At 60.2% G+C, this 20,679-nt stretch carries 21 protein-coding genes; 2 read left to right on the top strand and 19 right to left on the bottom strand.

The window, feature by feature from the left end; genetic code table 11:
* Positions 1–20 precede the first annotated feature (20 nt).
* From JFT63_RS16700 to JFT63_RS16625, 16 genes are all read right to left on the bottom strand, one after another.
* Positions 21–581: a DUF1285 domain-containing protein gene (locus JFT63_RS16700; protein WP_198844322.1), complete on the bottom strand. Its 561-nt coding sequence runs from the start codon at positions 579–581 to the stop codon at positions 21–23.
* Positions 582–597: 16 nt separating this feature from the next.
* Positions 598–1,203, bottom strand: coding sequence for a DUF4823 domain-containing protein (locus JFT63_RS16695; RefSeq protein ID WP_198844321.1), 606 nt, complete (start codon positions 1,201–1,203; stop codon positions 598–600).
* A gap of 111 nt (positions 1,204–1,314) precedes the next feature.
* A complete protein-coding gene (locus tag JFT63_RS16690; protein WP_057704641.1) occupies positions 1,315–2,283 on the bottom strand; it encodes a GTP 3',8-cyclase MoaA in 969 nt (322 codons plus the stop codon).
* Between the two features lie 139 nt (positions 2,284–2,422).
* The gene (locus JFT63_RS16685; protein WP_034128432.1) at positions 2,423–3,088 is read right to left on the bottom strand and encodes a TetR/AcrR family transcriptional regulator; all 666 of its coding nucleotides are present in this window, start codon (positions 3,086–3,088) and stop codon (positions 2,423–2,425) included.
* A gap of 443 nt (positions 3,089–3,531) precedes the next feature.
* Positions 3,532–4,317, bottom strand: a complete 786-nt coding sequence (locus tag JFT63_RS16680; RefSeq protein WP_186562644.1) for a TatD family hydrolase — start codon at positions 4,315–4,317, stop codon at positions 3,532–3,534.
* Between the two features lie 63 nt (positions 4,318–4,380).
* Positions 4,381–5,370: a DNA polymerase III subunit delta' gene (locus tag JFT63_RS16675; protein ID WP_186562642.1), complete on the bottom strand. Its 990-nt coding sequence runs from the start codon at positions 5,368–5,370 to the stop codon at positions 4,381–4,383.
* Positions 5,363–5,995 (bottom strand): dTMP kinase, encoded by a 633-nt coding sequence (gene tmk, locus JFT63_RS16670; protein ID WP_057704644.1) that lies wholly within the window; start codon positions 5,993–5,995, stop codon positions 5,363–5,365. Before tmk ends, JFT63_RS16675 begins: the two co-directional genes overlap by 8 nt.
* Positions 5,996–6,014: 19 nt before the next feature.
* Complete coding sequence (mltG, locus tag JFT63_RS16665; protein ID WP_198844320.1) at positions 6,015–7,136, bottom strand: endolytic transglycosylase MltG; 1,122 nt, start codon at positions 7,134–7,136, stop codon at positions 6,015–6,017.
* A gap of 1 nt (position 7,137) precedes the next feature.
* Complete coding sequence (pabC, locus tag JFT63_RS16660; RefSeq protein ID WP_186562638.1) at positions 7,138–7,953, bottom strand: aminodeoxychorismate lyase; 816 nt, start codon at positions 7,951–7,953, stop codon at positions 7,138–7,140.
* Entirely contained in the window at positions 7,953–9,197 is a 1,245-nt protein-coding gene (gene fabF, locus JFT63_RS16655; protein ID WP_057704647.1) for a beta-ketoacyl-ACP synthase II, read from the bottom strand. The genes pabC and fabF overlap by 1 nt, the downstream gene beginning before the upstream one ends.
* Before the next feature lie 128 nt (positions 9,198–9,325).
* On the bottom strand, positions 9,326–9,562 hold the full coding sequence (acpP, locus tag JFT63_RS16650) for an acyl carrier protein (RefSeq protein WP_007987170.1): 237 nt from the start codon (positions 9,560–9,562) through the stop codon (positions 9,326–9,328).
* A 191-nt stretch (positions 9,563–9,753) separates the two neighbouring features.
* On the bottom strand, positions 9,754–10,497 hold the full coding sequence (fabG, locus tag JFT63_RS16645) for a 3-oxoacyl-ACP reductase FabG (protein WP_057704648.1): 744 nt from the start codon (positions 10,495–10,497) through the stop codon (positions 9,754–9,756).
* Positions 10,498–10,521: 24 nt separating this feature from the next.
* Positions 10,522–11,460 carry an ACP S-malonyltransferase gene (gene fabD / locus JFT63_RS16640; protein WP_057704649.1) on the bottom strand — a complete coding sequence of 313 codons (939 nt, stop codon included), beginning with the start codon at positions 11,458–11,460 and terminating at the stop codon, positions 10,522–10,524.
* 126 nt (positions 11,461–11,586) lie between these two features.
* A complete protein-coding gene (gene plsX / locus JFT63_RS16635; RefSeq protein ID WP_082629720.1) occupies positions 11,587–12,597 on the bottom strand; it encodes a phosphate acyltransferase PlsX in 1,011 nt (336 codons plus the stop codon).
* A 4-nt stretch (positions 12,598–12,601) separates the two neighbouring features.
* Positions 12,602–12,784 (bottom strand): 50S ribosomal protein L32, encoded by a 183-nt coding sequence (gene rpmF / locus JFT63_RS16630; protein WP_003179396.1) that lies wholly within the window; start codon positions 12,782–12,784, stop codon positions 12,602–12,604.
* 13 nt (positions 12,785–12,797) lie between these two features.
* Positions 12,798–13,328, bottom strand: coding sequence for a YceD family protein (locus JFT63_RS16625; RefSeq protein WP_005790551.1), 531 nt, complete (start codon positions 13,326–13,328; stop codon positions 12,798–12,800).
* 105 nt (positions 13,329–13,433) lie between these two features.
* Between JFT63_RS16625 and JFT63_RS16620 the strand changes: the two genes are divergently transcribed.
* Positions 13,434–14,012 (top strand): Maf family protein, encoded by a 579-nt coding sequence (locus JFT63_RS16620; protein WP_057704650.1) that lies wholly within the window; start codon positions 13,434–13,436, stop codon positions 14,010–14,012.
* 128 nt (positions 14,013–14,140) lie between these two features.
* Here JFT63_RS16620 and JFT63_RS16615 read toward each other — a convergent pair whose 3' ends face one another.
* From JFT63_RS16615 to rluC, 3 genes are read right to left on the bottom strand one after another with little or no spacing between them, the layout of a single operon-like run.
* Positions 14,141–15,124: a S49 family peptidase gene (locus JFT63_RS16615; protein ID WP_198706933.1), complete on the bottom strand. Its 984-nt coding sequence runs from the start codon at positions 15,122–15,124 to the stop codon at positions 14,141–14,143.
* A 21-nt stretch (positions 15,125–15,145) separates the two neighbouring features.
* Complete coding sequence (locus JFT63_RS16610; RefSeq protein ID WP_186562634.1) at positions 15,146–15,808, bottom strand: HAD-IA family hydrolase; 663 nt, start codon at positions 15,806–15,808, stop codon at positions 15,146–15,148.
* Positions 15,795–16,754 (bottom strand): 23S rRNA pseudouridine(955/2504/2580) synthase RluC, encoded by a 960-nt coding sequence (gene rluC, locus JFT63_RS16605; RefSeq protein ID WP_057704653.1) that lies wholly within the window; start codon positions 16,752–16,754, stop codon positions 15,795–15,797. Before rluC ends, JFT63_RS16610 begins: the two co-directional genes overlap by 14 nt.
* Positions 16,755–17,520: 766 nt before the next feature.
* On the opposite strand from rluC, the gene rne reads away from it, so the two are divergent.
* Positions 17,521–20,667 (top strand): ribonuclease E, encoded by a 3,147-nt coding sequence (rne, locus tag JFT63_RS16600; protein WP_198844319.1) that lies wholly within the window; start codon positions 17,521–17,523, stop codon positions 20,665–20,667.
* The last annotated feature ends 12 nt before the right edge of the window (positions 20,668–20,679 follow it).

The raw sequence follows: 20,679 nt of genomic DNA, 5'->3' as shown, positions 1-20,679 counted from the left end.
GGGTGAAGGCAAAATCAGCCTCAGGGTTCCAGGCCGATGGGAAAAAATTCCCCGCTGCTCCAGACGCCAAGCCAGTTTTGACCGTTGATCGGACGCGTCACCGCCAGTTCCACCAATTGGTAGAACACGTTGCGATGCACAAGGGCTTCAAGGTTGGTGCGAACTCGCACATAGGGTGCAGGTTCCTGGGTGACCGGGTCGATCACCACCCGCAACGGATGTTCAAGGCCGGCCTCGACCTGCTCGTCGACATGGGTGGTAAAACGCAAGATCTGGCTTTCGCCCTGCCCCTGCACATCCAGGGTTATCGCCACAAATGGCGCATCGTCGACCTTGATGCCGACTTTTTCTACCGGTGTCACCAGGAAATAATCATCGCCGTCGCGGCGCAGGATATTTGAAAACAGTTTGACCATCGGCTTTCGCCCGATGGGCGTGCCCTGGTAAAACCAGGTGCCGTCGCGAGCAATGCGCATATCGATGTCGCCGCAGAAATCCGGGTTCCACAGATGCACCGGTGCCGGCCCCTTGCCCTTGGGCAGTTGGGCCAATAGGTCATTGGCCTTGGCGGAATCGGTCATGGGGCTCTCCTCGGGTCTACTGATTGCTCATGCCCAGCAAGCCTCGGGCGTATTGCGCCAGGGGGCGAGCAATCAGATCTTGTGGCGATGTGTCGTGGAACGTCAGTAAACCGCCACGACTGCGAATACGTGCAGTATCAATCAAATACTGGGTGCTGGTCTCGATCAACATGACCTGAATGACACCGCTGTCCAGTCCCAGGCGGTCCAGGGCTTGCTGATCGGTCCACTCATCGGCGTTGCCGATACGGTCATCGGCTGCCGCAAAGCGGCAATACAGCAAGTAGTGAGCACCCGCCTCGCGGGCTTCAGCCATGGCCTGCTCAAGACCTTCGGGTTGGCGGGCACGCCGGACCATGGGGAAATATTCGACAAAACCGTTGAACGCTTCCTCGGCGACTACGTTAGGTCGCAGGTACGCGCTGCCCGGCGGCACGAAGGCGCCCTGGGCAATAAACACAAAGGAATCGGGCTGTATGCGCACCGAGGCCGTACGCCGGGTATCGCTATGGTCGAGCAGCCCGGCATCGCTCATCTGATAGCGAGTGCCTTCGGCCATATCGCTGACGGTCATGCAACCACTCAGGGCCAACCCCGCCAACAGCAAAACCAGACTACGCATCCTAATCCTCCAGAAGCCGGTGACGGAAAACCGGCGAATGGGCGTGAGATGCAGGTTCTGCGCCAGCTTGAGGGGCAACGTACAGCGAATGTAGGACCCGGAAGATCTACATTAGCCGCCGATGATCTTCATGATTGTCGCACCGCCCGAAAACGCCACTTCCTGCTTGTCGCCCAGTGCCTTCATCAACAAGCCCTGCAAGGCCGGCAAGGCCTGATGGCGCGGTTGATCAAGCAAGTCACCGACGTAATGGCGATTGCTCGAAGACAAGCAGCCATGCAGCCAGCCCGTGGACGACAGCCGCAGGCGCGAGCAGGTACGGCAGAACGGTACGCTTTCATTGGCGATCACGCCAAAGAAGCCCTTGCCCGGAACTTCGTAGCGTACGGCGGTAGCGTCGACGGGTGCGTTGGCTTGCAGGTATTCGTGGCGCTCACCGATCAGGCTGAGCAATTGCTGCAAGCTGACAAATTGCTGGAGGAATGCGTTGGAGTCTTTCGCCAAATGCCCCATGCGCATCAATTCGATAAAGCGCAGCTCGTAGCCACGCTCCAGGCAGTAATCGAGCAGAGGCATCACCTGATCCAGGTTCTGACCACGCAATGGCACCATATTGACCTTGATCTTGATGCCGGCCGCGCTGGCCTGGTCCATGCCATCGAGCACGGTGGCCAGGTCGCCGCCACGGGCGATACTGCGAAAGGCATCGGCATCCAGGGTGTCGAGGGAAACGTTGATGCGCCGAATGCCGGCAGCCACCAGCAACGGCAGTTTGCGCGCCAGCAGTTGGCCATTGGTGGTCAGGCTGATGTCGCTCAGGCCCATCTGCCCTACCGCCCCCATGAAGGCTTCCAACTTGGGGCTGACCAACGGCTCACCGCCGGTAATGCGCAAGCGCTCGATACCCGCCGCTTCAATCAGGTAAGCCACGCCTCGGGCCATGGCCTCGGCCGACAGTTCATCCTGGGCAGCCACCAGCCGCTTGCCGTCAGGCACGCAATAGGTACACGCATAATTGCAGGCTGAAGTCAGGCTGATCCGCAAATTGCGAAAACGCCTGCCTTGACGATCAACGATCATGGATCACTCCGGCAGAGGATAATTCGGGCGCGCTAAAAGCTGACTCATAACTCAGCTTTTAGCAAGGTCCTTGCCTGAGTATATTCCTGGGTTACTGCGCCTGGCAGTAAATCATTGCGCCATCACTGTGGCGAATGACTTACGTGGCAGGGGTGTCACCGCTCTTCTCGGCGCCCGGCAGTTCAGGGCTGTGCTTGCGCTTGTTGCCCATGCGCACGCCGATGTCCATCAGGAACTGGAAGAAACCTTCCTGGTCCTCCAGCACATTGCTCCAGAACGGCGAGTGATACAGCGCGACGGCGCCATGCACCAGGGCCCAGGCGGCGCAGTAGTGGAAATACGGCGGCACGTCTTCCAGCTTGCCTTCACTGATACGCCCCTTGATCAGCAGGGTCAGGCGTTCGAAGTTCGAGGCGCGGATCTTGTGCAGCTCCTCGACCATTTCCGGCACCTGGTGCCCCTTGACCACCTTCTCTTCCAGGCGGTCGAACAGGCGGTAGCGTTGCGGGTCACGCATCCGGAACTCAAAGTAAGCGCGGGACAGTGCTTCCTTGTCCTTGTCGACATCGGCCGAGTGCAGCAGCTCGTTCAAGTCGCGCTCGTAGTCGAGCATCAGGCGCAAGTAGATCTCGGCCTTGGACTTGAAGTGTTTGTAGATGGTGCCTTTGCCGATACCCACGGCATCCGCAATCATCTCTACCGTGACGCTGTCTTCGCCCTGTTCGAGGAATAACTTGAGTGCGGTGTCGAGAATTTCCTGCTCACGGCGGCGAAACTCACGGACCTTACGGGGTTCTTTGTGCATGAGGAAGAAGTCTGCAAAGGTCGGAATAGGGAGGGTTGCGCAGGGCCACGGATACGTGGCGATACGATTTACCCGATGCGAGGGATTATCCCGACTGAACGGTCGTTGGGCAATGTCTATGTGAACCCGCGACGCACTTAACTTTCAATACGCCAACGTTTTTATCCATATCAGTCAGAAATAGACGCATCACTGCAAGCTGCCCACCTGCACAATGAGAACTCAAGCAAAGCGGGCGTATTCCAAATCTGTTTAAAAAACGATCAGATCTGACTGGACTGAATCGGATACTGATCAATACTTCAACTGTCGGCGCGACATCTCCCCCAAGTGAAGCGTCGACCTGGGTACCGACGGACTGCGTACCCTTGTTTACTCCTAATGGTCTTAGCCCGGATTCACCCCCCAGAACCCGGGTTTTTTTTGCCTGCCATTCAGCCGTGCTATCCGCCTACATGGGCCAACGGAAACAGGCGCTTGAAGTTTTCGGTGGTCTGCTCGGCGAAGCGTTCGTAAGACTCGCCGCGCAGCATCGCCAGGTAATCGGCCACGTCACGCACATATTCGGGCAGGTTTGGCTTGCCGCGATGGGGGATGGGCGCCAGGTACGGCGAGTCGGTCTCCACCAGCAGGCGGTCGGCTGGCACTTGGCGGGCCACGTCGCGCAGCGCGTCGGCGTTGCGAAAGGTGACGATCCCCGACAGGGAAATATAGAAGCCCAGGTCCAGGGCAGCCTTGGCCATGTCCCAGTCCTCGGTAAAACAATGCAACACACCGGCCTGCGGCAGCGCGGCTTCGCGCAGCAAGGTCAAGGTATCGGCGCGAGCTCCCCGGGTGTGGATGATCACCGGCTTGCCGGTCTGCCGGGCGGCTTGCAGATGCAGACGGAACGAGGCCTGCTGCAACTCGGCGGCTTCAGGTTCGTAGTGGTAGTCCAGGCCGGTTTCGCCGATGGCCACCACCCGTGGATGGTTGAGTTCGCCCAATAGCCAGTCCAGAGCCGGGGCTTCGCCGGGCTTGAGGTCCAGCGGGTGGATGCCCACCGAGCAATCCACATCGGCGTAGCGATCAGCCAGGGCTTTGACATCGGCGGCGTTTTCAGCGCTGACACCGATGCACAGGAAGTGCCCTACCCCACGCTGACGAGCAGCTTCAAGGGCGGCGTCGAGGGAACCGCCGTGCTGGGCAAGGTCGAGACGATCAAGGTGGCAATGGGAATCTACGAGCATAGGAAGTCAGGGCTTAAGTCACGAAAAGGGTTTGGCCAACCATACACGTGTCGGCCCCGAAAATTAACGGCGCCCGAGCAGGCCACCCCACTGCACCAGCAGCGCCTCAAGCAGCAGCACGCGGTTGAGGTTGGCCTTGCCGAGCACCTTCTGGCGCTGCGCGAGGATCCAGTCCTGAATGTTCAGCACTTTGTCCTGAGCACTTTTCTGCGCCAGGTATTGCACAACCTTACGCATATCCGCCAGGCCCAGGCCGTCTTCATCCTGGGTCAGTTGGTAGCGCAGGATCAGGCTGGACCAATCGCAGAACCAGTCGAACAACAGCAGCAGGGGAATATCCTTCCAGGCGCTTTCGGCCAATTGCGTGGCGGACAGTTCCTGTTTGAGCAGCTTCTTCACGCCATCCACCACCAGTGCCCGCTGCTCGCGCACACCCTGGGCTTGCAGCTTTACTGCCGCCAGGGGCGAACCGGCTGCCAGGGTCAGCAACTCGACCCGTTGTTGCTCGGTGCACTCCGGCAACGCGTGCGCCAGCCATTGCAGGCTCATGGCCTCACTCGGCAACGGGCACGCCTGCTGCACGCAACGGCTGCGAATCGTCGGCAACAAGCGGCTGGACTGATGACTGACCAGCAACAGCACGGTATCACCGGACGGTTCTTCAAGGCTTTTGAGCAAGGCGTTGGCGGCGTTGATGTTCATCGCCTCGACTGGCTCGATCAACACCACTTTACGCCCGCCCATCTGCGCGGTCTGCACTACGAAGCTGACAAGGTCGCGTACCTGATCGACCTTGATCGCCTTGTCTGCTTCCTCAGGCTCCAGCACATAGTTGTCCGGGTGACTGCCGGCCTTGAGCAGCAGGCAGGATTTGCACTCACCACACGCCTCCAGATTGACCGGGCGCTGGCACAACAGGCTGGCCATCAAGCGCTCGGCGAGGTGACGTTTACCGATACCCACTGGCCCATGCAGCAAATAGGCATGGGCGTGTTGAGCACGGCCGGCCAGTTGCTGCCACAGACCGTCCTGCCAGGGGTAGGACTCAGCCACGGGTGCGCTCCAACAGAGTCGGCAACAGCGCATCAATGGCCTGTTGCACCTGGCTCAACGGTTGCGCCGCATCGAGCAGGTAATAGCGCGCCGGCTCAGCCTTGGCTCGTTGCAGAAAAGCGCTGCGCACAGCGTCAAAAAATACCGAGCCTTCCAGTTCGAAACGATCCAGGCGACCACGAGCGCTGGCGCGGGCCATGCCCACGTCTACCGGCAGATCGAACAGCAGGGTCAGATCGGGACGCACATCGCCCTGTACAAAGGTTTCCAGGGTGGCGATACGCTCCACTGACAAACCTCGCCCCCCACCCTGATAGGCGTAGGTGGAATCCGTGAAGCGATCACAAATCACCACAGCGCCACGTGCCAGCGCGGGGCGAATCACTTCGCCAAGGTGTTGAGCGCGGGCAGCAAATACCAGCAGCAGCTCGGTGTCCGGGTTCATCGGCTCGTCACCCGGGGCCAACAGCACTTCGCGTATACGCTCGGCCAGCGGCGTACCGCCCGGCTCGCGGGTCAGCACCACTTCGATGCCCTGCTCACGCAGGCGCTCGGCCAGGTAGTCGCGGTTCGTGCTTTTACCGGCACCTTCCGGGCCTTCCAGGGTAATAAACAAGCCAGTCACAGGCAGTCCTTAGTCAGAGTCATTGCGGGCTTTGCGGCGCGGAGGTGTCCGGCGCGGGCTCAATCGGTGCCTCGGCGGGTGCAGTTACATCTTCCTGCGGTTTGACCACCGGTGCCGGGCTGGAGCGGTAATCGCCACGCCGCTTGAGCTGGAACTCACGCACAGCGGCATTATGGGCATCCAGGTTATCCGAGAAAATATGGCTGCCATCGCCACGGGCGACAAAATACAGGCTGCTGCCCGGCACCGGGTTCAGCGCCGCATGGATCGCCTCACGACCGACCATCGCAATAGGCGTGGGCGGCAGGCCGGCGATCATGTAGGTGTTGTAGGGGTTGGCTTCCTTGAGGTGGGCCCGAGTCAACTTGCCGTTGTAGCGCTCACCCAGGCCGTAGATCACCGTGGGATCAGTCTGCAGCATCATGCCGATCTTCAGGCGACGCACGAACACACCGGCAATCTGCCCACGCTCTTGCGGCACGCCGGTTTCCTTTTCCACCAGAGACGCCATGATCAGTGCCTGATAAGGGTCGCTGTACGGCGCATCGTCGGCACGCTTGCTCCACTCCTGGGCGAGCACATCGTCCAGGCGGTTGTAGGCTTTTTTGAGGAATTCGACGTCAGTCATGCCGCGTACAAAACGATAGGTGTCAGGGAAGAAACGCCCTTCGGGAAACTCCCCCGAATGGCCAAGCTTGTCCATCACTTCGCTGTCAGTCAGGCCAGGAAGGGTCTGCACGATCTTTTCATGCTTGGCCAGGGCGGTACGCACCTGGCGAAAATTCCAGCCCTCCACCAGGGTCAGGCTGTACTGCACCACTTCCCCACGTTGCCACAGGCCGATCAAGCCTTCGGCAGTGAGGCCGGGTGTCATGCGGTACTCGCCGCTGTGCAGTGGCTGGCCTTCCAGGTTGAAGCGCCAGTACAGACGCAACCAGAATGCATCGTCGAGCACGCCGTCGGCTTCCAGACGATTGAATGTCCCCGTCGGCGTAGCGCCAGCCGGTACGTCGAGCAATTGCTCCTGGGGCAGCTTCAGAGGCTGCTTGAGGGCAGAGTCGAGTTTCCAGGCAGAAAAGCCCACAAGCAACGCTGCCGAGACCAGGCTGATCTGCAGCAGTAACATTAATTTTCGTATCAACTCAAATATCCAATAGCGCGCGAACAATGCCCTGCAGTTTACGGGTGAGCGGCCCAACCGGCCAGCTCATCGCAGCACACCCACGCACCGGCCAAATGCCATATACGCTGTTGCAGACGAAGACTTCATCGGCTTGCTGCAACTGCTCAATATTGATGTCGGCCACGGCCACCGGGACGCCCAGCGCTTGCGCCTGAGCCAGCACCTCGGCGCGCATCACCCCGGCCACGCCGCAACGGCTCAGATCAGCGGTTAGTAACAAGCCGTTGCGCACCAGGAACAGGTTGCTGAACACGCCTTCGATGACCCGTCCGGACATATCCAGCATCAAGCCTTCGGCATGGTCGGTATCTTGCCACTCGGCACGGGCAATCACTTGCTCCAGACGGTTGAGGTGCTTGAGACCGGCCAGCAGCGGCTGCTCAGCCAAACGCGTGGTACAGGGGAACAGGCGGATGCCTTCGATGGCATGAGCGGGCGGGTAAACCGTGGGCGCACTGCCTTGCAAGAGACGACGCACCGGAGCGCCAGGGTTGATGCCATAACCGCGCAGGCTATCGCCACGGGTGAGGATCAGCTTGAGGACACCGTCACCCAGGGCGGCGGCAAAATCGAGCACTTCGTTGCGAATCAATTCGTGATCCGCCACCAGTGCCAAGCGCCTGCAACCCTCTTGCAGGCGTTGCAGGTGACGGTCGAGCAGCAACGGCTGCCCGGCCTTGACGGCAATGGTCTCGAACACCCCATCGCCATACGCCAGGCCACGATCTTTCAGGGGCACGCTGTCCGCTGGCTGACCGTCGACCCAGCTGTGCATCACTCGGCGAACCGGCGGAACACCAGGGAGCCGTTGGTGCCACCAAACCCGAACGAGTTGGAGATCGCCACGTCGATCGGCATCGGTTGCGCTTCGTGCGGCACGAAGTTCAGGTCGCAGCCTTCGTCCGGCTCATCAAGGTTGATGGTCGGCGGAGCGACCTGATCCTTGATCGCCATCACACTGAAGATCGCCTCGACCGCGCCCGCCGCACCCAACAGGTGGCCGGTCATGGACTTGGTGGAGCTGACCGCCAGCTTGTAGGCATGTTCACCGAACACCGACTTGATGGCTTCGGCTTCCGCCAGGTCACCGGTCGGCGTCGAAGTACCATGAGCATTGATGTACTGCACCTGGTCGGGATTGACCTTCGCATCACGCAGCGCATTGGTGATGCAGCGCGCAGCACCGGCACCGTCGGACGGTGGCGACGTCATGTGATAGGCATCACCGCTCATGCCAAAGCCGATCAACTCGGCGTAGATGGTGGCGCCACGCGCCTTGGCGTGCTCCAACTCTTCCAGCACCAGGGCACCGGCACCGTCAGACAGCACGAAGCCATCACGGCCCTTGTCCCACGGACGGCTGGCCCGGGTCGGCTCGTCATTGCGGGTCGACAGCGCACGGGAAGCACCAAAGCCACCCATGCCCAAGCCGCAGGCGGCCATTTCAGCGCCACCGGCAATCATCACATCGGCTTCGTCATAGGCGATGTTGCGCGCCGCCATGCCGATGCAGTGGGTGCCGGTGGTGCACGCCGTTGCGATGGCGTAGTTAGGCCCTTGTGCACCCAGATGGATAGACAGGAAGCCGGAAATCATATTGATGATCGAGCCCGGTACGAAGAATGGTGAAATTCGACGGGGGCCGGAATCGTGCAGCGTGCGGCTGGTTTCTTCGATATTGGTCAAACCGCCAATACCCGAACCCATGGCCACGCCGATGCGGTCACGGTTGGCGTCGGTAACTTCCAGGCCGGCGTTGCGCACTGCCTGAAAACCGGCTGCCAGGCCGTATTGAATGAACAGGTCGAGCTTGCGGGACTCTTTGATCGAGAGATATTCCTCGACATTGAAACCCTTTACCGAGCCGCCAAAACGGGTGGAATAGGCAGAAAGGTCCGTGTGTTCGATCAGACCAATACCACTGCGGCCAGCCAGAATGCCCTGCCAACTGCTCGGCACATCCGTACCCAGTGGCGACAACATACCCATACCGGTGACTACGACGCGTCTACGCGACACAGCACTCTCCTTTTTCTAATGACGACACTTCGATTCGCAGCTTACTTTTCATCAGTGCTTAAAGAAAAAACCGCACGCCGTTACAGCAGTGCGGTTTTTCCCTGACAGCAAGCGACGACTACAAACTATTACGCCTGGTGGGCAGTAACGTAGTCGATGGCAGCTTGAACAGTAGTGATTTTTTCAGCTTCTTCGTCCGGGATTTCGGTCTCGAATTCCTCTTCCAGAGCCATCACCAGCTCAACGGTGTCAAGGGAATCGGCACCCAAGTCTTCTACGAAGGAAGCAGTGTTGACCACTTCTTCTTCCTTAACGCCCAGTTGCTCGGCAACGATTTTCTTGACGCGCTCTTCGATGGTGCTCATACCTTGTTTAACTCCTAATGGACAAATTCAGGCAGCTGGCCAGTGGGTAAGTGTATAGAAAGCCATTTCAGCTTTTCAACTGAAAGCTTCACCCTGTACCCGGTCGGCCACCTGCCTATAAATTAAGTTGCAGCTTTATAACGGATTTTAGACAGCTCGTATGACATTTTTTTGAAGCGATCCGTCACAATTTAACTCATGTACATCCCGCCGTTCACCGGGATTGTAGCCCCAGTCACGTATGCCGCACCGTCGGATGCCAGGAAAGTGACCACATTCGCGATCTCTTGAGCCTGGCCCAGACGGCCCAGCGGAATCTGCGTCAGCAACGCTTCACGCTGTGCTTCCGGCAGTTCACGGGTCATATCGGTGTCGATGAACCCTGGGGCTACCGAGTTGACCGTAATCGACCGCGAACCGACTTCACGTGCCAGTGCACGGCTGAAACCTTCCAGACCGGCCTTGGCGGAAGCGTAGTTTACTTGGCCTGCGTTGCCCATGGCACCCACTACGGAGCCAATATTGATAATTCGGCCCCAACGCGCCTTGGTCATGCCGCGCAAAACACCCTTGGACAGGCGGAACAGACTGTTCAGGTTGGTATCGACCACGTCGTACCACTCGTCGTCTTTCATGCGCATCATCAGGTTGTCACGGGTGATACCGGCGTTGTTCACCAGAATTGCCGGCGCGCCGAACTGTGCAGTGATCTCGGCCAGTACGCCAGCCACGGACTCATCGCTGGTCACATTCAGCTCAAGGCCGGTGCCCTGCACGCCGTTTTCCTTCAGGGTCGCGGCGATACGCTCGGCTCCCGAGGCGGAAGTGGCGGTGCCGATCACAACGGCGCCCTGACGACCCAACTCCAAAGCGATGGCCTGGCCAATGCCACGGCTAGCGCCGGTAACCAGTGCAACTTTACCTTGCAGACTCATGCAGGCTTCTCCTAAGTACGGGATTCAGGCCAGTGCCGCACGAGCGGCAGCGAAGGCTTCAGGGGTATTGAGGTTGGCGGTGGACACACCGTCGGCGCAGCGCTTGTTCAAGCCTGCCAGGACTTTGCCCGGGCCGCACTCGACCAGTTCGGTGGCACCATTGGCGGCCAGGGTCTGGACCGATTCAACCCAGCGTACCGGCTTGTACAGTTGCTCCAGCAGGTCGCGCTTGAGGGTGTCGAGGTCGGCGGCCACGGCCGCGCTGACGTTCTGCACCAGCGGGATCTGCGGCGCCTGCCAGTTGATGGCGGCGATGGACTCGGCAAAACGCTCGGCAGCCGGGCGCATCAGCTCGCAGTGGGACGGCACGCTCACCGGCAACGGTAACGCACGCTTGGCACCACGGGCCTTGCAGCCTTCGATGGCACGCTCTACCGCGGCCTTGGCGCCGGCGATCACTACCTGGCCCGGGGAGTTGAAGTTTACCGCGCTGACCACTTCGCCTTGCGCCGCTTCGGCGCAGGCCTCGATGACCACCGCGTCGTCCAGGCCCAGGATCGCGGCCATGCCGCCCTGCCCTGCCGGAACGGCTTCTTGCATCAGCTGACCACGACGCTCGACCAGCTTGACCGCTTCACCCAGGGTCAGGCTGCCCGCCGCTACCAGGGCGCTGTATTCGCCCAGGCTGTGCCCGGCGACAAAAGCTGGACGCGCCCCGCCTTCTGCCAACCACAAACGCCACAGGGCGATCGAAGCAGTCAGGATGGCCGGCTGGGTTTTATCGGTTTGATTGAGTTGCTCTTCCGGCCCTTGCTGGGTCAGCGCCCACAGGTCGTAACCCAGGGCCTCGGAAGCTTCCTTGAAAGTGTCCAGAATCAGCGGGTATTGCGCGCCCAGCTCGGCCAACATGCCGAGGGACTGCGAACCCTGCCCTGGAAAGACGAATGCGAGGGATGTAGACATGTAACAAGCCCCTAATGATCTGGTCGTCAAAAATGCGCACTCCAATGGCGGGAGCGCACGAAACTGACAGATTGGATGGTCAATTGAACTGGCCGGTCACATTTAAGCACTCCCGGGCCAATTCGCCTAAGGCAACAGATCCTCAAGACGGCCGTGCAAGCGTTGCGGCAGGTTTTCCTGAATCTCGATTAACGCCCGCGCAATCGCACTTTGAAACCCCTGTACACCGGCCGAGCCGTGGCTTTTAACCACAATGCCCTGCAAGCCAAGAAAGCTTGCCCCGTTGTGCCGTGCCGGTGCCAGGTCGGCCTGCAAGCGGCGCATCAATGGCAGCGCCAGGGCACCGACCATGCGCGATACCAGGTTGCGCTTGAACAACGCCTCGATACGCGCGGCAATCATGGTTGCCAAGCCTTCGCTGGACTTGAGCAGGATGTTGCCGACAAACCCGTCACACACCACCACGTCGGCTTCGCCACGGTACAAGCCGTCACCTTCGACAAAACCGATGTAGTTCAAGCCTGGCGCGCCTTGCAACAAGCTGGCGGCCAGCTTGACCTGCTGGTTGCCCTTGATCTCCTCGGTGCCGATATTCAGCAGGGCCACCCTGGGCCGGGCAACGCCCAGCGCTTCGGCGGCCACCGAGCCCATCACGGCAAACTGCAACAGGTGCTCGGCACTGCAATCGACATTGGCGCCCAGGTCCAGCAACTGGCAATAGCCCTTCTGCGTCGGAATTGCCGCCACCATCGCCGGCCGGTCAATACCCGGCAAGGTCTTGAGCACATGCCGCGACAAGGCCATCAACGCCCCCGTATTGCCGGCACTGACACAGGCTTGCACCTTGCCATCACGCAACAGCTCAAGGGCCACTCGCATTGAAGAGTCGGGCTTGCCACGCAAGGCTGCGGCCGGCTTTTCGTCCATGCTGATGGTTTCGCTGGCTGGCGTAATGGTCAGGCGCGCGCGATCCACCGCCGGATGGCTGGCAATCAGTTCTTCAAGAAGGGTAGGTTGACCGACGAGGGTCAGGTGCAGCGAGGGCGTAGCAGACAGGCTGGCAATGCAAGCCTGAACAATGCTGCGGGGACCGAAGTCCCCGCCCATTGCGTCAATCGCGATGACTTGAGCAGACAAGTGATTACTCGTCAGCGCCCTTGTCGATCACTTTACGGCCACGGTATACGCCTTCTGGCGATACGTGGTGACGCAGGTGAACTTCACCAGTGGTCTTTTCCACGGACAGGGTGCTAGCCTCGAGAGCGTCGTGCGAACGGCGCATGTCACGGGCGGAGCGGGATTTTTTGTTCTGCTGAACAGCCATAATTGATTAACTCCTAAACGTTTGGGTCACGCTTTAACTGCGCCAATACACTGAACGGGTTGGACCGCGTTACCTCGTCCTCGCTCGGCTCGGCCTCGTCATCGAGACCCTCCGGCTGCTGGCATTCTTCCGGATGATGAGCAGGCACAATGGGCAAGGCGAGCAAAAGCTCCTCCTCGATCAGTGCATGCAGATCCAATGGATCTTCGCCCAGTTCCAGCACGTCATAACCTTTCGGCAACGACTGGGTATTCGCACCCTCTTTCACCACAGCATAACTGCATTCGCTGTGGATCGGCAGGGTGACCAGCTCAAGACAACGCTGGCAAACCATTTTGACTTCGGTGTCGATAAAACTGTGGATTACCACAGACTTACGTTCATCTCGTTCAAAAACGAATTTAGCCTGCACCGTACCGACAGTGTCGGAAAGCGGGTCGCAGAGTCTCTCCAAATCGGCCAGCAGCACTTCACCTTGAAGGGTGGTGCCACGATCAGCCAATTTGCGCGGGTCAACGTGAGGTGGAATCGGGTCATTCAACATAGGCGCAGCATTATAGGGATGCACCCGGCCATGTCAAAGGAAATTCAGCCCTGTGCGTCAGCCGGTCACGTCGCTAGAATCGGCGACTGCCTTGAGGAGACGTATATGCTGCCTTTATTACTCGCGTCCAGCTCGGTTTATCGCCGGGAATTACTGAGCCGCCTGCACCTGCCGTTCATCTGCAGTTCGCCGGACATCGACGAAAGCCACCGCCCGGACGAGTCAGCCATTGAACTGGTCAAGCGCCTGGCAGAACAGAAGGCCCGCGCCCTTGCCGCCAGCCATCCTGGTCATTTGATTATTGGTTCCGATCAGGTCGCTGCGCTGGAAGGCCGGATCATCGGCAAGCCTCACACCTTCGAAAATGCCCGCGAGCAATTACTGGCTGCCAGCGGCAAGCGCGTGAGCTTCCTCACTGGCCTGGCACTGTTCAACAGCGAGACGGGGCGCTGCCAGGTGGACTGCGTGCCGTTTACCGTGCATATGCGCCAGCTGGATGCAGAACGCATCGAGCGCTACCTGCGGATCGAAGAGCCTTACGATTGCGCGGGCAGCTTCAAGGCCGAGGGACTGGGCGTCAGCCTGTTCCAGAGCACAGAAGGGCCGGATGCCACAAGCTTGGTAGGACTGCCACTCATCAGGCTGGTGGATATGCTACTGAATGAAGACGTGCACGTTCCCTAGAAACACCACAACCCAAATGTGGAGGGGGCTTGCCCCCGATATAAGTGTACCAGCCACAAATAAGGTGACTGATGCACTGCTATCGGGGGCAAGCCCCCTCCCACATTTTGATCACACCTGACTTGAGATCAGCGCAGGGTCGGGCCCTGGAAGCCCATGTACAGCGCAAGCTTCTCAGCGACGCTGGCACCAAGCTTCTTGGAGAAGCGATCAAACGGCGATTCCTCGACCGTAAAATCCACCAACTCCTTCTCGCCAACCACATCCCGCGCCACCGAGCTGGCGCTGCCCAGGCCGTCAATCAAGCCCAGCGGCAATGCTTGCTCGCCCGACCACACCAACCCGGAGAACAGCTCCGGATGATCCTTATCCTTCAACCGCTCACCACGGCCCTGCTTGACGCTGGCGATGAACTGGCGATGGGTTGTATCTAGCACGCCCTGCCAGAACGCGGTTTCATCCGCCTTCTGCGGCTGGAAAGGATCGAGGAACGACTTATGCTCGCCCGAAGTGTAGGTGCGACGCTCGACCCCGAGCTTCTCCATGGCGCCGACAAAACCGTACCCGGCCGCCGTCACACCAATGGAACCCACCAGGCTGGCCTTGTCCGCGTAAATCTGGTCGGCGGCACTGGCGATGTAATAGGCGCCCGAAGCCCCCAGGTCGGAGATCACCGCATAGAGCCTGGTATCCGGATGCAGCCCGCGCAGGCGACGAATCTCGTCATACACATAACCCGACTGCACAGGGCTGCCGCCCGGGCTGTTGATACGCAGGATCACGCCCTTGACCTTGGGGTCTTCGAATGCAGCGCGCAGGCTGCTGACGATATTGTCGGCGCTCGCGGGCTCCTTGTCGGCAATCACGCCGCGCACCTCGATCAGGGCGGTGTAGTGGGTACCACGGGCGGCGCTTTTTTCCATGTCCATCAGCGGACTGAACAGCGCCAACATCCCAAGCAGGTAAACAAAGGTCAGCAACTTGAAAAAAATCCCCCAGCGCCGCGAACGACGCTGCTCCTGGACGCTGGCCAGGAGGGTCTTCTCCAACAGCTTCCAGCTTTTATCATCACTGCTCTCGGCCTTTTCGGGCGCTTTCCACTCGTCACTCATGCCATCAACCCCAGCAAAGACTTATTGGGCCCGGCTGAGCCAGGCCTGCAGTTCAGAAAAACGATCAATCGTCAGCCTCGGCTCGTATTGCTGCAACGCCTCGGCGGCCTGGGCACCGTAGCTGACCGCCACGCTGTCCATGCCAGCATTGCGCGCCATCATCAAGTCGAAAGACGCGTCACCTACCATCAGTGCCTGGCGCGGCGACACGTCGCAATGCGCCAGGATCTGCTCCAGCATCAGAGGGTGGGGTTTGCTGGCGGTTTCATCGGCTGCACGGGTGATATCGAAATAGTCTTGCCAGCCATGCGCCTTGAGCACCCGATCCAGCCCGCGACGGGCCTTGCCGGTGGCGACCGCCAACTGATAACCCTCGGCACGCAAAGCCGCCAGCGACTGCACCACACCGTCGAACAATGGCGAGGGCTCGGCCTCCAGCGCAATGTAGTGGTCGGCATAGTGCTCGCGGAACGCTATGAGCTCATCGTCGGCGATTTGCGGGTAAAGCGTGCGGATCGCTTCAGGCAAGCCCAGGCCGATAATGCCCTTGACCGCCAGATCGCTGCACAACTCAAACCCTGAGCGGGTCGAGGCCATATGCATCGACTCGACAATCCGACCAATGGAATCGCACAGCGTCCCATCCCAATCGAAGATCAGCAGTTTGTAGTCACGGTGCGACACTCAAGCGCTCCACGGTCTTGGCCCACATCTCATCGACCGGCGCCTGCAGTTTCAATTCGCCACCATCTGGCAGTGGCACGGTGAGCATGTAGGCGTGCAGGAACAGACGCTTGCCGCCCAAGTCGCGGATTTCCTTGGAGAACCCCTCGTCGCCGTATTTGGTGTCACCGGCAATGCAGTGCCCGGCGTGCAGAGTGTGCACACGAATCTGGTGGGTACGACCGGTAACCGGCTTGGCCTCAACCAGGGTGGCGAAGTCGCCGAAGCGGCGCAGTACCTTGAACAGGGTGAGGGCTTCTTTGCCCTCCTCGTCCACTTCGACCATGCGCTCGCCGGAGCGCAGGTTGCTCTTTTGCAGCGGCGCGCGAACGCTCTTGATCGAGCTGGCCCAGTTGCCACGCACCAGCGCCATGTAGCGCTTGTCCACACCGTCGCCACGCAGGGCGGTGTGCAGGTGGCGCAACATGCTGCGCTTCTTGGCGATCATTAACAGGCCGGAGGTATCACGGTCCAGGCGATGGACCAGCTCCAGTTCCTTGGCATCCGGGCGCAACTGGCGAAAGGCTTCGATTACACCGAAGTTCAGGCCACTGCCGCCGTGAACCGCAATGCCGCACGGCTTATTGATCACGATCAGTTTGTTGTCTTCGAAGACGATCGACGCTTCCAGGCGTTGCAACAGCCCCTGGGCCAAGGGCACAGGCTCGTCACGCTCAGGCACGCGCACGGGCGGCACACGGACAATATCGCCCGCCTGCAACTTGTACTCAGGCTTGATCCGCCCCTTGTTTACGCGCACTTCGCCTTTACGCAAAATGCGGTAAATCAAGGTCTTGGGCACGCCTTTGAGCCGGGCCAGGAGAAAATTATCGATGCGTTGGCCGGCATATTCCGGCGAGACCTCAAGCAGCTGGACGCTGGGGGTCGGGGGGGTGGTAGTCGTCATGGCCGCGATGATAACAATTTTTTATGGAATTGAAGCACTTAATCATTGCTGCTATAGTCGCGAACGCCGCCAAAAGCGGCCTGGACAGAGGACATGCGGCAAATTGCCGGCCCTGACCATCGCAATTCATCAGGACGCGAGGCCGTCCTACGGGGCTTTCGCCACCTTGGAAGGCTCGGGATTGTAACAAGCGCAGGTGACATGAGGCCTGAAGCGAGTGCAAAAAGCAGAGTGAATACTCGCGTTTTGCGCCGATATTTACGGCCAGTTCACAAAGTGCAGTCAGTCTTGAGCCAGACCATGGCGAATGCTTCGGAAACAACGCCTGTTAAGAGCTGAGTGAGAGCGCAGTCGCCCACACCTAGTCTTGTTTAGCCATGAGCGTGGACTCCCCATTGGAGCCCACGGTAAATGCCAACCCGCTGCGGATTCTGCGCGCGGCAGCACCCGAATTATCAGGGATACGTGTAGGGTGGAGATGCACAACCGTCGGACTGTGTAGCACTAGGCTTGTTTCAGACGCTTCATCTCGTCCACAGTCGCCGGTTGATTCCTCCTCCTGACCTTAGCTTTTGTTGAAGTGGTGCCTTTGTCACCACCGCTAACGAGCAGGACGCGTCCGTCGCGATACCGGCCCAATTGGCCGATTTTGCTGGACACTGGAGTGGCCAACCACTCTTGACGCACCTGACACCGACCGTGAGAAGTCGTGTGTGCCGAACGCCGTTTCCGGCAGCCCGGAAACCGACGGTACAACATGAAAAGAATGCTGATTAACGCAACTCAACCCGAAGAGTTGCGTGTTGCACTGGTAGATGGTCAACGCCTCTACGACCTGGACATCGAATCCGGTGCACGCGAGCAAAAGAAGGCCAACATCTATAAAGGCCGTATTACTCGCATCGAACCAAGCCTTGAGGCTGCCTTTGTCGATTTCGGCTCCGAGCGCCACGGCTTTCTGCCCCTCAAAGAAATCTCCCGCGAATACTTCAAGAAAGCCCCTGAAGGCCGCGTAAACATCAAGGACGTCCTGAGCGAAGGCCAGGAAGTCATCGTCCAGGTCGAGAAAGAAGAACGTGGCAACAAGGGCGCAGCCCTGACCACCTTCATCAGCCTCGCCGGCCGTTACCTCGTACTGATGCCGAACAACCCGCGTGCCGGCGGTATTTCCCGTCGCATCGAAGGCGAAGAGCGCAACGAACTGCGTGAAGCGCTGAACGGCCTGATCGCACCGGCCGACATGGGCCTGATCGTTCGCACTGCAGGCCTTGGCCGCAGCAGCGAAGAAATGCAGTGGGACCTCGACTACCTGCTGCAGCTGTGGACCGCTATCAAAGAAGCGTCCCTGGATCGTTCCGCGCCGTTCCTGATCTACCAGGAAAGCAACGTAATCATCCGCGCCATCCGCGATTACCTGCGCCAGGACATCGGCGAAGTGCTGATCGACAGCGTTGAAGCTCAGGACGAAGCCCTGACCTTCATCCGCCAGGTAATGCCGCAGTACGCCAGCAAGATCAAGCTGTACGAAGACAGCGTTCCGCTGTTCAACCGTTTCCAGATCGAAAGCCAGATCGAGACCGCTTTCCAGCGCGTGGTCGAACTGCCTTCCGGCGGCTCCATCGTGATCGACCCGACCGAAGCCCTGGTGTCCATCGACATCAACTCGGCACGTGCGACCAAAGGCAGCGACATCGAAGAAACCGCCCTGCAGACCAACCTGGAAGCGGCTGAAGAGATCGCCCGCCAACTGCGTCTGCGTGACATCGGCGGCCTGATCGTGATCGACTTCATCGACATGACCCCCGCCAAGAACCAGCGCGCCGTGGAAGAAAAAGTCCGCGAGTGCCTGGAAGCCGACCGCGCCCGCGTACAAGTGGGCCGTATCTCGCGCTTCGGCCTGCTGGAAATGTCCCGTCAGCGCCTGCGTCCGTCCCTGGGCGAGAGCAGCGGCATCGTCTGCCCGCGTTGCAACGGCACCGGCATCATCCGTGACGTTGAATCGCTGTCCCTGGCGATCCTGCGCCTGATCGAAGAAGAAGCCCTGAAAGACCGCACCGCCGAAGTTCGCGCCCAAGTGCCGATTCCGGTTGCCGCCTTCCTGCTCAACGAAAAACGCAACTCGATCACCAAAATCGAACTGCGCACCCGTGCCCGTATCGTCATCCTGCCGAACGATCACCTCGAAACGCCGCACTTCGAAGTCCAGCGCCTGCGTGACGACAGCCCGGAAGCCCATAGCGGGCAGTCCAGCTATGAAATCGCTGCTGCCGCGGCCGAAGTGGAAGAAGTCCAGCCAGCCGCCGCGACCCGCACCCTGGTTCGCCAGGAAGCCGCCGTGAAAACTGCGCCGGCCCGCGCCAACGCACCGGTACCAACCGAAGCCGCTGCCCCGGTTGCCGCACCGGCCGCCCTGCCTGAGCCAAGCCTGTTCAAGGGCCTGGTGAAGTCGCTGGTCAGCCTGTTCGCCACCAAGGAAGAGCCTGCTGCCCCGGTCGTGGTTGAAAAACCTGCCACCGAGCGCCCGGCGCGCAACGAAGAGCGTCGCAACGGTCGCCAGCAGAGCCGTAACCGCAACGGTCGCCGTGACGAAGAACGCAAGCCTCGCGAAGAACGTGCACCGCGTGAAGATCGCGCCCCCCGTGAAGAGCGTGCGCCTCGCGAAGCCCGTGAAGACACCCCGGCCGTAGCCCGTGAAGAACGTGCACCGCGTGAAGAGCGCGCACCACGTACCCCACGCGCTCCACGTGAAGACCGCAAGCCACGTGGCGAGCGTGAAGAGCGCGTGCGTGAACTGCGCGAACCGCTGGATGCAGCACCCGCTGTGGCTGCTGCCGCTGCCGCAACCACCGAAGAACGCCCGGCCCGCCAGCCGCGTGAAGAACGCGCACCACGCGAAGAGCGCCAACCGCGCCCGCCGCGTGAAGAGCGTCAACCACGCGCCGAGCAAGCCGCTGCCGCCAGCGAAGAAGAAGTACTGACCGGCGAAGAGCAGTTGCAGGAAGACGGCCAGGACAACGCCGAAGGCGATCGTCCACGCCGCCGCTCCCGTGGCCAGCGTCGTCGCAGCAACCGTCGTGAGCGTCAGCGTGACGCCAACGGCAACGTGATCGAAGGTTCGGAAGAAACCGGCGAAAACGCAGAAGCTGCCAACAATGAACCAACAGGCGCCGAACTGGCTGCTGGCTTGGCCGTTACCGCAGCCGTCGCCAGCTCGGTCATCAGCGCACCTGCTGAAGCCCAGGCCCACGAGCAAGCCGAGCGTGCTACCGCCGCCGTCGAAGAAACTGCTGTCGTAGAAGCCCCCGAAGCCCAGACCCCAGTGGTTGAAGCGCCGGCTGTTGAAGCGCCAGTCGTTGAAGCCACAACCCCTGTCGAAGCCCCAGTGGTTCCGGAAGTGGAAGTTGCCCCGGTTCGCGATGCACAGCCAGAAACCGAAGTGGTTGCCGTTGAACCGGCTCCGGTAGTTGAGCCTCAGCCAGTAGTAGAAGCGACCGTAGAAGCTCCGGTGGTCGAAGAAGCATCCCCGGCCGTGCGTGAAGTTCGCGAAGAACAGACCGCCTTCCAGTGGACTTCCGAACCGGCTGCATCGGTTGAAGCGCCAGCACCTGCCCCAGTGGTAGAAGAAGCGCCGGCACCGGTTGCCGAAGTCGTCGCCGAGCCAGCCCCAGTGGTTGAGCCGACGCCGGTTGTGGAGCCTGCACCTGTGGTTGAAGTTGAAGCCCCGGTGGTTGCCGAAGTGGCCGCCCCAGTGGTTGAAGCTGCGCCTGCCAGTGCCCTTACCGAAAATGGCCGTGCGCCGAACGACCCGCGTGAAGTGCGTCGTCGTCGCAAGGAAGCCGAAGCAGCTGCCGCAGCGGCTGCCCAGGCGGTAGAGCACAAGGCCGTGGAAGAAGAGCCTAAACCCCTCGCCTGATTCCATCAGCCA

The organism is Pseudomonas sp. MF7453 (assembly GCF_016405455.1).
GTDB lineage: Bacteria > Pseudomonadota > Gammaproteobacteria > Pseudomonadales > Pseudomonadaceae > Aquipseudomonas > Aquipseudomonas paralactis.
Note: the sequence above shows the minus strand (reverse complement) of the source record. Positions and strands in the feature narration are given on the sequence as shown.

Coding starts and splice junctions, on each gene's coding strand:
- rluC (WP_057704653.1), bottom strand. CDS start 16,754: ATGACGACTACCACCCCCCCGACCCCCAGCGTCCAGCTGCTTGAGGTC.
- fabG (WP_057704648.1), bottom strand. CDS start 10,497: ATGAGTCTGCAAGGTAAAGTTGCACTGGTTACCGGCGCTAGCCGTGGC.
- fabD (WP_057704649.1), bottom strand. CDS start 11,460: ATGTCTACATCCCTCGCATTCGTCTTTCCAGGGCAGGGTTCGCAGTCC.
- JFT63_RS16625 (WP_005790551.1), bottom strand. CDS start 13,328: ATGTTGAATGACCCGATTCCACCTCACGTTGACCCGCGCAAATTGGCT.
- JFT63_RS16695 (WP_198844321.1), bottom strand. CDS start 1,203: ATGCGTAGTCTGGTTTTGCTGTTGGCGGGGTTGGCCCTGAGTGGTTGC.
- JFT63_RS16690 (WP_057704641.1), bottom strand. CDS start 2,283: ATGATCGTTGATCGTCAAGGCAGGCGTTTTCGCAATTTGCGGATCAGC.
- rne (WP_198844319.1), top strand. CDS start 17,521: ATGCTGATTAACGCAACTCAACCCGAAGAGTTGCGTGTTGCACTGGTA.
- pabC (WP_186562638.1), bottom strand. CDS start 7,953: ATGCACAGCTGGGTCGACGGTCAGCCAGCGGACAGCGTGCCCCTGAAA.
- acpP (WP_007987170.1), bottom strand. CDS start 9,562: ATGAGCACCATCGAAGAGCGCGTCAAGAAAATCGTTGCCGAGCAACTG.
- rpmF (WP_003179396.1), bottom strand. CDS start 12,784: ATGGCTGTTCAGCAGAACAAAAAATCCCGCTCCGCCCGTGACATGCGC.
- JFT63_RS16685 (WP_034128432.1), bottom strand. CDS start 3,088: ATGCACAAAGAACCCCGTAAGGTCCGTGAGTTTCGCCGCCGTGAGCAG.
- JFT63_RS16620 (WP_057704650.1), top strand. CDS start 13,434: ATGCTGCCTTTATTACTCGCGTCCAGCTCGGTTTATCGCCGGGAATTA.
- JFT63_RS16680 (WP_186562644.1), bottom strand. CDS start 4,317: ATGCTCGTAGATTCCCATTGCCACCTTGATCGTCTCGACCTTGCCCAG.
- JFT63_RS16615 (WP_198706933.1), bottom strand. CDS start 15,124: ATGAGTGACGAGTGGAAAGCGCCCGAAAAGGCCGAGAGCAGTGATGAT.
- JFT63_RS16700 (WP_198844322.1), bottom strand. CDS start 581: ATGACCGATTCCGCCAAGGCCAATGACCTATTGGCCCAACTGCCCAAG.